This is a genomic window from Streptomyces sp. NPDC031340 (assembly GCF_055569945.1).
Genome location: NZ_JBVIIE010000009.1, coordinates 136,144 through 148,736, shown reverse-complemented (window position 1 = coordinate 148,736; position 12,593 = coordinate 136,144). Strand labels below are relative to the sequence as shown.

Genomic DNA, 12,593 nt, shown 5'->3' with positions numbered 1-12,593 from the left:
ACTGACGTGCAATGGAGTCGACCCCATGAAGCGATGTGGAAGGTGCGGGCCATGACTGCCACTCCTGCGGAGACCACCAACGTCACTCCCGCTGCGCCCCGGACGGCCCCCGAGCCGTCGGCGCAGGGTGCCGCCTGGGCCGGCTTCCGAGGCGGCCTGTGGCGCGACGCCATCAACGTCCGCGACTTCGTGCAGCACAACTACACCCCCTACGAGGGCGACGGTGCCTTCCTCGCCGGGCCCACCGAGCGCACCACCAAGGTCTGGAACAAGCTCCTCGCGATGTTCCCGACCGAGATCGAGCGCGGCATCTACGACGTCGACGCCAAGACGCCCTCCCGCATCGACGCTTTCGCCCCCGGCTACGTCGACCGTGACCTCGACCTCATCGTCGGCCTCCAGACCGACGCCCCGCTCAAGCGCGCCATCATGCCCAACGGCGGCTGGCGCATGGTCGAGAGCGCCCTCAACGCCTACGGGTACGAGGCCGACGTCACCGTCCGGGAGATCTACACCAAGCTCCGCAAGACCCACAACGACGGCGTCTTCGACGCCTACACCCCCGAGATCCGCGCCTGCCGCTCCTCCGGCATCATCACCGGCCTCCCGGACGCCTACGGCCGCGGCCGCATCATCGGCGACTATCGTCGCGTAGCCCTCTACGGTGTGGACCGGCTCATCGCGGCAAAGCGAGCGGACAAGCTCGCCCTCGAAGTCGAGTGGCCGAGTGCGGAGGTGATCCAGGAACGCGAGGAAGTCGCCGAGCAGATCCGCGCCCTCCAGGAACTCAAGGCCATGGCCCTCTCCTACGGCTACGACATCGCCGGCCCCGCCCGCACCGGCCGCGAGGCCATCCAGTGGCTGTACTTCGCCTACCTCGCCGCCGTCAAGGAGCAGAACGGCGCCGCCATGTCCATCGGCCGCATCGACGCCTTCCTCGACATCTACCTGCAGCGGGACATCGAGGCCGGCGTGCTCACCGAGGCCGCGGCCCAGGAACTCATCGACGACTTCGTCGTCAAGCTGCGCATCGTCCGCTTCCTGCGCACCCCCGAGTACAACGAGCTCTACTCCGGCGACCCCACCTGGGTCACCTGGTCCATGGGCGGCATCGGGGACGACGGGCGGCCGCTGGTCACCCGCACCACCTTCCGCGCTCTGAACACCCTCTACAACCTGGGTCCGGCGCCCGAGCCCAACCTCACCGTCTTCTGGTCCCCGCGCCTGCCCGAGGGCTTCAAGACGTACGCCGCCCAGGTCGCCATCGACACCAGCGCCCTGCAGTTCGAGTCCGACGAGCTGATGCGCCCCAAGTACGGTGACGACACCGCCATCGCCTGCTGCGTCTCCGCGATGGCCATGGGCAAGCAGATGCAGTTCTTCGGCGCCCGCGTCAACGTCGCCAAGGCGCTGCTGTACGCCATCAACGGCGGTCGCGACGAGAAGTCCGGCAAGACGGTCGTCGAGGGCTTCGAGCCGATCACCGACGAGTACCTCGACTACGACACGGTCCTCGCCCGCTACGACGCCATGCTCAGCTGGCTCGCGAAGACCTACGTCCACGCGCTCAACGTCATCCACTACATGCACGACAAGTACGCCTACGAGCGCCTGGAGATGGCCCTGCACGACCGGGCGATCCTGCGCACCATGGCATGCGGCATCGCCGGCCTGTCGGTCGCCGCCGACTCGCTGTCCGCCATCAAGCACGCACGCGTGAAGGTGATCCGGGACGAGACCGGCCTCGCCGTCGACTACGTCATCGAGGGCAAGTACCCGGCGTACGGCAACAACGACGACCGGGCCGACTCCATCGCCCAGTGGATCGTCCACGAGTTCATGGAGAAGGTCCGCCGGTACCCGACGTACCGCGACGCGGTGCACACCCAGTCGGTCCTGACGATCACCTCGAACGTCGTCTACGGCAAGAAGACCGGCAACACGCCCGACGGCCGTCGCGCGGGCACCCCCTTCGCGCCCGGCGCCAACCCGATGAACGGGCGTGACGAGCACGGATACATCGCTTCGGCGCTCTCCGTCGCCAAGCTCCCGTACGACGACGCGGAGGACGGCATCTCGCTGACCAACACGATCACCCCGGACGCCCTCGGCCGCACTCCCGAGGAGCGCGTCGCCAACCTCTCCGGCGTCCTGGACGGGTACGTCGCCAGCGACGGCTTCCACATGAACGTCAACGTGCTCGACAAGGCGACCCTCGAGGACGCGATGGAGCACCCCGAGAAGTACCCGCAGCTGACCATCCGGGTCTCCGGCTACGCGGTCAACTTCATCCGCCTCACCCGCGAGCAGCAGCTCGACGTCATCAACCGCACCTTCCACGGTTCGCTGTAAAGGAGAACGGCGATGACCACGCGTCTTCCGCCGGCGTCGGCTCTGCCGGCGCCGGTCGGCGGGCCCGTTTCCGCGGCGGTCACCCCGGCCGCCGCGGCGACCCGCCGCCCGGTCGTCGGATCGGTCCACTCGTGGGACCTGTCGACCGGCGTCGACGGTCCGGGCACCCGCTTCGTCACCTTCCTGACGGGCTGCCCGCTGGCCTGCCTGTACTGCCAGAACCCCGACACCTGGCGGATGCGCGACGGCAAGCGCACCACGGCCGACGAGATCGTCGCCGAAGCCCGCAAGTACACGCGGTTCATCGCGGCCGCCGGCGGCGGCGCCACCATCAGCGGCGGAGAACCGCTGCTGCAGCCCGTCTTCACCGGCGAACTGCTGCACCGCTTCAAGAACGAACTCGGCCTGCACACCGCCCTCGACACTTCGGGCTTCCTCGGCGTTCGGGCCACCGACGCCCTCCTGCGCGACACCGACCTGGTCCTGCTCGACATCAAGTCCTGGGACCCCGCCACCTACCGCAAGGTCACCGGTCGCCCCGTGCGCCCCACCCTCGACTTCGCCCGGCGCCTCGCCGACCTGGGCCAGGAGGTCCACGTCCGCTTCGTGCTCGTGCCCGGACTCACCGACGCCCCCGACAACATCGACGGAGTCGCCGCCTTCGCCGCCTCTCTCGGCAACGTCACGCGCGTCGACGTCCTGCCCTTCCACAAGCTGGGCGAGGCGAAGTGGCAGGCGCTCGGGCGGCGGTTCGTGCTGCACGACACGCCCTCCCCGACCGCCGAGCAGACCGCTCTGGCCAGGAGCATCTTCGCAGCCCACGGCCTCAACGCCGTCTGAGCCGCCGGGGCCCGGCCCACGCCCGGAGCCGTACTCTGGACGCATGAGCACTGCCCCCGAGCCCGAGACCGAGCCGCGCGCGCCGAAGCCCGCGCTGATCTTCGACGACCCGCTGGACCAGCAGTCCTCGGACGACACGGACCGCGGGTGGGGCGAGCGGCCCGGTCCCGACGGCGGTGACGCCTCGGACCTGAAGCGATTCCTCGACGAGAAGCCGCCCCACCACCTGTGAGCCACGCGGGCCACGGCCCGCCACGCACAGCGGGCCGCTGTCCCTACCGCCCGTCGAGCCCTGTCCCGCGCCCGCGCTGGGCGACCAGGGCGTCGCGTATCTCCTTCAGCACCTGCAGCTCGGTCACCTCGATGACCTCGTGCGCGCCCTCCCGCGCCTTCCGGCGGGCCTCCTGCCGTGCCAGGTACTTCGACATCGGCAGGACCATCAGGAAGTAGACCACCGCCGCGGTCGTCACGAAGCTGAGCGTCGCACCGAGAACGGTGCCCCACATGATCGGGATCCCGCTCTTGACCGTGCCGTCCGCGGCCACCTGGCACGGATCCTTCAGGCACGAGCTGTAGCCGTCGAGGTTCTTCGTCCCGATCGCACCGACGAGCGGATTGATGATCCCCTTCACCACCGAGTTGACGATGTTGGTGAAGGCGGCGCCGATGACCACCGCCACTGCCAGGTCGACGACGTTCCCGCGCATCAGGAAGGCCTTGAAGCCCTGCAAGACGCTCGGTTTCTTCTTCTCGCTCACCGCGGGGCCTCTCCTCGCACGCACAGGGTGTGGAACAAACAGCTCCGCAACCTACGTCAACGCGACGCGCGCCGGTACGGCCGGGTGGCTCCGAAGAGCGACTTGACAGCATTTCACGAAGGATGCGGAAGACCCCGTTCAGCACAGCGTCACCGCCAGCCGGGCTGCCGCGCCCGCACCGGCGAGGCGCGCCGCGGTCGACCGGGGCACCGAGAGCACGACCAGCGCGCCGCTGTCGGCCGCACCGTCCAGGGTTTCCGGTACCTGTGCGACCCGAGCCCCGCGCGCGACCACACGGGCATCACCGCCCGTCGCCGTCTCCCGCGCGGCGATGACGTCCACCCGGTCGCCCGGCCGCAGCAGGCGGACCGTGGCCGCGTCGGCGATCCGCACCGGAGCGGACACCGTCTCGACCGCACGATGCCTGCGCACGGGATCCGCCGCGGGATGCCCGCGCGCCCGGTCGGCGTCCCGCGGCACGGCCGCCACCAGCGCGGCCGCGGTCACGGCGAGGCCGGCGGCCAGTGCCCGCCTCCGGTGCCCCAGGAGCCGGCGCAGCTGGTACCGCCCGCCGCGCACCCGCACGGGAGCGAAGTGCGGAACCTCGCACGTGGCGGGAGCGTCCGCGCCGGGCGGGCGCGGAGGTGAGGGGGAGAGGGGCGGAGGCGAGGGGGACGGAGGTGACGGGCAGAGGGACGGAGGGGGCAGGGACATCGCGGATCACCACCTGCGGAGAGGAATCGGCTTGCGAGCCCACGATGAGGCTTCACGCCGACGCTCGCCGGGACCGGTGGACTACCGACGGGTTGTGGACAACCCGCCCACTCGCACGAGGGAACCGCACCTGGGAACCACCCGAGAGAACAAGCGGGCGGGCGCTTGCCCGCTGCCGGATTCCCGCCCGATCTTCCCGGCCCCCGCTTCGGCCCTTACGGCAGACCGAAGCCCGGGTCCATCCCGCCCAGCGCGTTCCCGCACAGACAGTCCCGCTCCTCGTTCACGGGCAGGGCGGCCACCACGTCGAACAGCACATCGCGCAGTCGGTCGACGTTGGCCGCGAACACTCGCAGCACCTCTTCGTGGGAGACGCCCTCACCGGTCTCGGCGCCCGCGTCGAGGTCGGTGACCAGCGTCATCGTCGTGTAGCAGAGTTCGAGTTCGCGGGCGAGCGCCGCCTCGGGATGACCGGTCATGCCGACGACGGACCAGCCCTGTGCCTGGTGCCACAAGGATTCGGCACGGGTCGAGAAGCGGGGCCCTTCGACCACGACGAGCGTGCCGCCGTCCACCGGCTCCCAGTCCCGGCCGCGCGCGGCCTTCAGGGCGGCGGCGCGCCCTGCGGGGCAGTAGGGGTCGGCCAGGGAGACGTGCACGACGTTCGGGACGGTCCCGTCGGGCAGCGGCAGCCCGTCGAAGTACGTCCCCGCCCTGGATTTCGTACGGTCGACCAGCTGGTCGGGCACCAGCAGCGTGCCCGGTCCGTACTCGGGGCGCAGACCGCCCACCGCGCACGGGCCGAGGACCTGGCGCACCCCCACCGACCGCAGGGCCCAGAGGTTGGCCCGGTAGTTGATGCGGTGCGGCGGCAGGTGGTGGCCGCGTCCGTGCCGGGGCAGAAAGGCGACCCGCCGGCCGGCGACCTCGCCGAGGAAGAGGGAGTCGCTGGGTGGCCCGTAAGGGGTGTCCACCTGTACCTCGGTCACGTCGTCGAGGAACGAGTAGAAACCGGAGCCGCCGATCACGCCGATCTCGGCGTTCGCCTTGTTCGCCATGCTCCGCACCCTAGCCGCCGCGGGAATCGCCGAAGACCCTGCCGTCGGATTGACGACAGGGTCCGGCAAGAAGTGGTCGCCTACGCGGCGGAGCTGCTGGAGGTGGAGCCGGTGCTGGACGGCTTCGTGTCCGAGGACGACGAAGAAGACGTGGACGCCGACGGCTTCGAGGACGCCGACGAGCTGCTGGACGACGAGCCACGGCTGTCGTTCCGGTAGAAGCCGGAACCCTTGAAGACAATGCCGACCGCGGAGAACACCTTCTTGAGGCGGCCACCGCAGTTGGGGCACTCGGTCAGGGCGTCATCGGTGAACTTCTGCACCGCCTCGAGGCCCTCGCCGCACTCGGTGCACTGGTACTGGTAGGTAGGCACTGTCTTCCTCCTGGCACTCTCACTCAATGAGTGCTAACGAGGCTCCATAGTGACGTATTCCTGGGGATCAGTCCACTGCGACGGCCTCGCGGTGACCGACGCCACGTGCGACGGTCACCCGCCTGGGCCGGGCCGCGAGCCGCGAGCGGAGGGTGAGGAGAGTCACCAGGGCGAGCATCGTGCCAGCCATCGGGACGAGGAATCCGGCGCCGTCCCGGAAGCGGTCCTCCAACTGTCCGGCGACCGTGACGGCGGCCGCCTGACCGAGCGCCACCGCCCCCGTCAGCCAGGTGAAGGCCTCTGTGCGGGCGCCGGCCGGCACCAGGCCGTCGACCAGTGTGTAGCCGGTGATCAGCGCGGGCGCGATGCACATGCCGACGACCAGGCCGAGCCCCGCGAGGAGCGGCACCGAGTGCGCGGTCCACAGGCCGGAGGCCGCCAGCGCCAGCGCACCGTAGCCGACGACGAGGCGTCGGCGCGGAGCCGCCTTCCAGGCGACCGCACCGCAGACGACGCCGGAGAGCATGTTCCCCGCGGCGAAGATCCCGTACAGCACACCGTTCAGTCCGGGCTCGCCGATCGACTCCGTGAACGCCGCCAGCGAGACCTGCATGCCCCCGAAGACCGAGCCGATGCCCAGGAAGGCCACGACGAGCACGCGCACGCCGGGCACGCGCAGCGCCGACCCGTGCTCCACACGCGCGTGTCCGGTGCCGGTCACCGTCGGTTCGGTGCTCTTCTGCGCCGCGAACAGCAGGCCGCCGAGCAGAGTGAGCGCGGCTTCCGTCATCAGGCCCGCGGCCGGGTCGACGGCGGTGCACAGGGCGGTGGCCAGCAGTGGGCCGACGACGAAGGTCAATTCGTCGGTGACCGACTCGAAGGCCGCGGCGGTGGTCATCAGGGGCGAGTCCTGGAGTCTCACGCCCCAGCGGGCACGCACCATCGGGCCGATCTGCGGCACCGAGGCGCCGGTGGGCACGGCCGCGGCGAACAGCGCCCACAGCGGCGCGTGACCCAGCGCGAGCGCCGTCAGGGTCAGGCCCGACAGCGCGTGCAGCACCACGCCCGGCACGAGTACGGCGCGCTGTCCGTACCGGTCGGCGAGGCGGCCGCTGAAGGGCGCGAACAGCGCCATGGAGACGCCGGTGGCCGCTGCGGCGGCGCCCGCCGCACCGTACGAGCCGGTGGTGTGCTGCACGAGCAGCACGATGGAGATGGTGAGCATCGCGAACGGCTGCCGCGCCGCGAAACCGGGGACCAGGAACGTCCAGGCGCCACGCGTGCGCAGCAGTTGCCCGTATCCCGGACGAGAGGATGCCGACGAGTCCTTGGACGACTCGCTGGTGACCGTGGATGCCACGGCCCGTGCCTTTCCGCCGCCTGGTAGCGCGCCCGTGCGGGGGGCGCCGAGAGCTGTCCTCATGCGCGGACTGCGGTAGATGCCGGCGCTGAAGCGAGGAGCGTCCCGGCCGCCATACGGTCGCGCCAGCTCTGCGTCAGGCAGAGTTGGTTCGATCAGGGTGCGCCTTCATCATACAGAGATCACGTCTGTCGAGCCTGTGAAAGCAGGCACCGTGAGGCCGTCGGCCTGCGATTGCCCGGGTTGAGAACCGTACGAAACGTGCGCTTAACGGAAGACCGCGCCGTTCCGCGCGCCGCGCACGCCCCTCACGACCGCGCGGCCGTCCGAGTTCACGCCCGCGCTCGGCGCCCGCACTCACGCCCGCGAACGGCTGCCGCGCCGCGCGCACCCGGCGCGAGCGCGGCGTCCCCGCGCCCTCAGCTCCTGGCCTGCGCACCGTTCGTGCCCAGCCATCCGGCGAGCTTTCCGCCGCGCCCCACGGCGCGCAGCCGGCGCTCCGCCGCGTCCCGCACCGGGTCGGTGGCGACGACGAGGAGTTCGTCCCCACGCCGCAGCACCGTCGCGGGAAGCGGGACGAACGATTTTCCGTCACGTACGACGAGCGTGACGGCGGATCCGGCCGGCAGGCGCAGTTCGTTGATCTCGACGCCGTGCATCTTCGACCCCTCGGGGATGGTGACGGACAGCAGATGTCCGCGCAGCCGCTCCAGGGGCGCCGACTCGATGCCGAGGTCGGCCGCTTCGCCGCTCTTGCCCAGGCCGAGGGTACGGGCGACCCAGGGCAGTGTCGGCCCCTGGATGAGGGTGTAGGCGACGACCAGGACGAAGACGATGTTGAAGATGCGGCGGCTGGAGTCGACGCCCTCCACCATGGGGATCGTCGCCAGGATGATGGGCACGGCGCCGCGCAGTCCGGCCCAGGACAGCAGGGCCTGCTCCGGCCAGGGCAGCCGGAAGGGTGTGAGACAGGCCACGACGCTGAGCGGACGCGCCACCATGGTCAGCACCAGGCCGATCACCAGGGCGGGCCAGATGTCGTCGCCCAGCTCGTGCGGGCTGACCAGCAGGCCGAGCAGGACGAACATGCCGATCTGGGCGATCCAGCCGAGCCCTTCGGCGAACCCGCGGGTGGCGGGCCAGTGCGGCAGCTTCGCGTTGCCCATCACCATCGAGGCGAGGTAGACGGCGAGGAAGCCGCTGCCGTGCGCCAGCGCGCCCGCCGCGTACGCCGTGACGGCGATGGCCATGACGGCGATCGGGTACAGGCCGGAGGCGGGCAGGGCCACGTGCCGAAGGCCCCAGGAACCGAGCAGGCCCACCGCGAGACCGAGGGCGGCGCCGATGGCCAGCTCGAGGGCTATCTCGCCCAGCAGCACGTACCAGTGGTCGATCGGGCCGGCGGTGGAGAAGGCGACGACCAGGATGACCACGGGTGCGTCGTTGAAGCCGGACTCCGCCTCCAGGGTGCCCGTCAGGCGCGCGGGGAGAGGGATCTTCCGCAGCACCGAGAAGACCGCCGCCGCATCCGTGGAGGACACGACCGCCCCGATGATGAGGGCCTGCCGCCACGGCAGCCCGGTGAGGTAATGCGCCCCCGTCGCGGTGACTCCCACGCTGACCGCGACCCCGACCAGCGCCAGCGCGGAGGCGGCGGGCAAGGCCGGCCTGACCTCGTTCCACTTCGTGCCCAGACCGCCTTCGGCGAGGATCACGACGAGGGCGGCGTATCCGATGACCTGGGTGAGTTCGGCGTTGTCGAAGTGGACGTGGCCGATTCCGTCCTGGCCCATGAGGACGCCGATCCCCAGGTACACGAGCAGGCTGGGGAGCCCGCTGCGCGAGGAGATCCGGACCGCTGCCACGGCGACGAGCAGGACGAGCGAGCAGGCGAGCAGAAGCTGGTTGAGGTGGTGGACAGTCAGCGGCCGTTCCCTTCGACGGCTCGCGCGCATCCCGCGCGGGAGCTCCCGTACATAGGACACGAAGCGGGGTAACTCCGCACCCAAGTACTTCGTTACCTTACCTAACTCTTGACGATCTCTTGACACTCACACGGCAAGATCGAACGCTCATCCGGGCCGGTTCCCGACTCCGCGTCAAGTCGTGCCGGGCCCTGCGCCTATGGTTGCTCCAGCACTCCAGGACCGCCTGCCGCTCGCGTTAGGACAGCAAGGACAGCGATGCCCCCCAACACCACCGCCTCAACGGGCCAGCAGCCCGGCAAGTCCGGCAGGAAGAAGGGGCGCAAGGCCCGCCTGCTCGTCCTCGTCCTCGTGCTGGCCGTCGTCGGGGGCGTCGCGTTCGGGGCGTACTGGTCAGTCAGTACGGTCCGGGCCTCCTTCCCCCAGACGAAGGGCTCGGTCACCATCGAGGGCCTGTCGGGGCCCGTGGACGTCAAACGCGACGGCTACGGCATCCCGCAGATCTACGCCTCGTCCGAAGAGGACCTGTTCATGGCGCAGGGCTACGTGCAGGCGCAGGACCGGTTCTACGAGATGGACGTGCGCCGCCACATGACCTCCGGGCGCCTGTCGGAGATGTTCGGCAAGAGCCAGGTCGACAACGACGAGTTCCTGCGCACGCTCGGCTGGGACCGGGTGGCGAAGAAGGAGTACGACACCAAGCTGTCGGCCTCCACGAAGAAGTACCTCCAGGCGTACGCCAAGGGAGTAAACGCCTACCTCAAGGGCAAGGACGGCAAGGAGATCTCCCTCGAATACGCCGCCCTGGGCTTCACCAACGACTACAAGCCCGAGAAGTGGACCCCGGTCGACTCGGTCTCCTGGCTGAAGGCCATGGCCTGGGACCTGCGCGGCAACATGCAGGACGAGATCGACCGCGCCCTGATGACCAGCAGGCTCGCCCCCAAGCAGATCAAGGACCTGTACCCGGACTACCCGTACAGCCGCAACAAGGCGATCGTCCAGGAGGGCCAGTACGACGAGCTGACGAAGACGTTCCAGCAGGGCGGCGGCACGTCGACCGCCGGGACGTCCACAGGCGGTACGACCGGCACGACCGGCACGACCGGTACGACCGGCACCACTGGCACTGCTGGTACCAGCGGTGCGACCGGCACGGCCTCGACGGCCTCCGCGTCCTCGACGTCCGCGTCCTCCGCCTTGGAGAGCCAGCTGTCGGGCCTCTACAACGTCCTGGACGACGTGCCGGCGGCGGTCGGGGTGAACGGTCAGGGCATAGGCTCGAACTCCTGGGTCGTGGCGGGGGAGCACACCATCACCGGCAAGCCCCTGCTGGCCAACGACCCGCACCTGTCGGCCTCGCTGCCGTCCGTGTGGTACCAGATGGGCCTGCACTGCCGGAGCCTCTCCAGCAAGTGCCGGTACGACGTCACCGGTTACACCTTCGCCGGCATGCCCGGCGTGGTCATAGGCCACAACCAGAACATCGCCTGGGGCATGACGAACTCCGGTGTCGACGTCACCGACCTCTACCTGGAGAAGCTCAGCGGCGACGGCTACCTGTACGACGGCAAGGTGCAGCCCTTCACCACCCGCGAGGAGACCATCAAGGTCGCCGGCGGCGAGTCGAAGAAGATCGTCGTCCGGGAGACCAACAACGGACCCCTGTTGTCCGACCGCGACAACGAGCTCGTGAAGGTGGGCAAGAAGGCCACCGTCGACACCGCGGCGCCCGACCGCGGCGACGGCTACGGCATCGCGCTGCGCTGGACCGCCCTCGACGCGGGCACCAGCATGGACGCCGTCTTCGCGATGGACAGGGCGGCTGACTGGAGCGACTTCCGGGCCGCCGCGACCCTGTTCGACGTGCCCTCGCAGAACCTGATCTACGCCGACGCCAAGAACCACATCGGCTACACGCTGCCCGGGAAGATCCCCACGCGCGCGCAGGGCCACGACGGCTCCATCCCGGCGCCGGGATGGGACCCCAGGTACCGGTGGACCGGATACATCCCGCAGGACGCGCTGCCCTACGAGTACGACCCGGAGCGCGGCTACATAGTCACCGCCAACCAGGCCGTCATCGACAAGGACAAGTACGCCTACACGCTCACCACGGACTGGGGCTACGGCACTCGCAGCCAGCGCATCACCGACCTGATCGAGTCGAAGATCAAGGGCGGCGGCAAGATCTCCACCGATGACATGCGCCAGATGCAGATGGACAACAGCAGTCAGATCGCCAAGCTGCTCGTGCCCAAGCTGCTCAAGATCGACATCGGTGACAAGGCGGTCCGCGACGCGCAGGAGCTGCTCGAGGGCTGGGACTACACCCAGGACGCCGACTCGGCCGCGGCCGCCTACTTCAACGCCGTCTGGCGCAACATCCTCAAGCTCGCCTTCGGCAACAAGCTCCCCAAGGAGCTGCGGGTCAAGGGGCAGTGCCTGTGGGTCGACCCGGTCAACACCACCGGCCCCGTGGACGACACCGAGAAGGTGCGCGAGTGCGGCCAGCGCGACGCCGACCAGGCGCAGCCCGACGGCGGCGACCGGTGGTTCGAGGTGGTCCGCGGCCTCATGGACGACGAGAACAGCGCCTGGTGGAGGACCCCGGCCGGGGTCGGCGACCGCCCGAAGGCCGAGAACCGCGACCAGCTGTTCAAGCGCGCCATGATCGACGCCCGCTGGGAGCTGACCGCCAAGCTGGGCAAGGACACCGACACCTGGAGCTGGGGACGGCTGCACCGCCTGTTCCTGAAGAACCAGACGCTCGGCACCGCGGGCCCCGGATTCCTGCAGTACGTCCTCAACCGCGGACCCTGGAAGCTCAGCGGCGGCGAGGCCACGGTCAACGCCAGCGGTTGGAACGCCGCCGGAGGCTACGGCGTCGTGTGGGTGCCGTCGATGCGGATGGTGGTCAACCTCGGCGACCTCGACAAGTCGAAGTGGATCAACCTCACCGGAGCGTCCGGGCACGCCTACAGCGCCCACTACACCGACCAGACCGGCAAATGGGCGAAGGGCGAACTGCTGCCGTGGTCCTTCTCGAACGGCGCGGTCGACAAGGACACGAGCGACACACTGGTGCTGAAGCCGTAAGCCACAGGCCGTAGGCCGTAAGCCGCCGTCGCCGGGGCTGAGGCCATGAGGCCACGAGGCGCTGAAGGGGCCCTCCACGCACGCGTGGAGGGCCCCTTCGCGTTCGGGGGCGT

At 69.9% G+C, this 12,593-nt stretch carries 10 protein-coding genes; 4 read left to right on the top strand and 6 right to left on the bottom strand.

The window, feature by feature from the left end:
* Positions 1 to 51 precede the first annotated feature (51 nt).
* The 3 genes from pflB to ACZ5GT_RS09205 are packed head-to-tail and all read left to right on the top strand — an operon-like array spanning position 52 to position 3,424.
* The gene (gene pflB / locus ACZ5GT_RS09215) at positions 52 to 2,352 is read left to right on the top strand and encodes a formate C-acetyltransferase (RefSeq protein WP_469017554.1); all 2,301 of its coding nucleotides are present in this window, start codon (positions 52 to 54) and stop codon (positions 2,350 to 2,352) included.
* Between the two features lie 12 nt (positions 2,353 to 2,364).
* Positions 2,365 to 3,192, top strand: coding sequence for a pyruvate formate-lyase-activating protein (pflA, locus tag ACZ5GT_RS09210; protein WP_469017548.1), 828 nt, complete (start codon positions 2,365 to 2,367; stop codon positions 3,190 to 3,192).
* 43 nt (positions 3,193 to 3,235) lie between these two features.
* Entirely contained in the window at positions 3,236 to 3,424 is a 189-nt protein-coding gene (locus ACZ5GT_RS09205; RefSeq protein ID WP_469017545.1) for a hypothetical protein, read from the top strand.
* A gap of 43 nt (positions 3,425 to 3,467) precedes the next feature.
* Here ACZ5GT_RS09205 and mscL read toward each other — a convergent pair whose 3' ends face one another.
* From mscL to ACZ5GT_RS09175, 6 genes are all read right to left on the bottom strand, one after another.
* Entirely contained in the window at positions 3,468 to 3,950 is a 483-nt protein-coding gene (gene mscL / locus ACZ5GT_RS09200) for a large conductance mechanosensitive channel protein MscL (RefSeq protein WP_469017542.1), read from the bottom strand.
* Between the two features lie 138 nt (positions 3,951 to 4,088).
* Positions 4,089 to 4,664, bottom strand: coding sequence for a hypothetical protein (locus ACZ5GT_RS09195; protein WP_469017539.1), 576 nt, complete (start codon positions 4,662 to 4,664; stop codon positions 4,089 to 4,091).
* A 215-nt stretch (positions 4,665 to 4,879) separates the two neighbouring features.
* On the bottom strand, positions 4,880 to 5,722 hold the full coding sequence (locus ACZ5GT_RS09190; protein ID WP_469017536.1) for an S-methyl-5'-thioadenosine phosphorylase: 843 nt from the start codon (positions 5,720 to 5,722) through the stop codon (positions 4,880 to 4,882).
* Positions 5,723 to 5,802: 80 nt separating this feature from the next.
* Complete coding sequence (locus ACZ5GT_RS09185; protein ID WP_469017533.1) at positions 5,803 to 6,096, bottom strand: FmdB family zinc ribbon protein; 294 nt, start codon at positions 6,094 to 6,096, stop codon at positions 5,803 to 5,805.
* A 67-nt stretch (positions 6,097 to 6,163) separates the two neighbouring features.
* Entirely contained in the window at positions 6,164 to 7,456 is a 1,293-nt protein-coding gene (locus ACZ5GT_RS09180) for an MFS transporter (protein WP_469017530.1), read from the bottom strand.
* A 419-nt stretch (positions 7,457 to 7,875) separates the two neighbouring features.
* Positions 7,876 to 9,411 carry a potassium/proton antiporter gene (locus ACZ5GT_RS09175; protein WP_469017527.1) on the bottom strand — a complete coding sequence of 512 codons (1,536 nt, stop codon included), beginning with the start codon at positions 9,409 to 9,411 and terminating at the stop codon, positions 7,876 to 7,878.
* 228 nt (positions 9,412 to 9,639) lie between these two features.
* On the opposite strand from ACZ5GT_RS09175, the gene ACZ5GT_RS09170 reads away from it, so the two are divergent.
* Positions 9,640 to 12,480 (top strand): penicillin acylase family protein, encoded by a 2,841-nt coding sequence (locus ACZ5GT_RS09170; protein WP_469017522.1) that lies wholly within the window; start codon positions 9,640 to 9,642, stop codon positions 12,478 to 12,480.
* The last annotated feature ends 113 nt before the right edge of the window (positions 12,481 to 12,593 follow it).

Excerpts from the sequence above, each read along its gene's own strand:
- pflA (WP_469017548.1), top strand. The coding sequence starts at position 2,365 with ATGACCACGCGTCTTCCGCCGGCGTCGGCTCTGCCGGCGCCGGTCGGC.
- pflB (WP_469017554.1), top strand. The coding sequence starts at position 52 with ATGACTGCCACTCCTGCGGAGACCACCAACGTCACTCCCGCTGCGCCC.
- ACZ5GT_RS09190 (WP_469017536.1), bottom strand. The coding sequence starts at position 5,722 with ATGGCGAACAAGGCGAACGCCGAGATCGGCGTGATCGGCGGCTCCGGT.
- ACZ5GT_RS09195 (WP_469017539.1), bottom strand. The coding sequence starts at position 4,664 with ATGTCCCTGCCCCCTCCGTCCCTCTGCCCGTCACCTCCGTCCCCCTCG.
- ACZ5GT_RS09205 (WP_469017545.1), top strand. The coding sequence starts at position 3,236 with ATGAGCACTGCCCCCGAGCCCGAGACCGAGCCGCGCGCGCCGAAGCCC.
- ACZ5GT_RS09170 (WP_469017522.1), top strand. The coding sequence starts at position 9,640 with ATGCCCCCCAACACCACCGCCTCAACGGGCCAGCAGCCCGGCAAGTCC.
- ACZ5GT_RS09175 (WP_469017527.1), bottom strand. The coding sequence starts at position 9,411 with ATGCGCGCGAGCCGTCGAAGGGAACGGCCGCTGACTGTCCACCACCTC.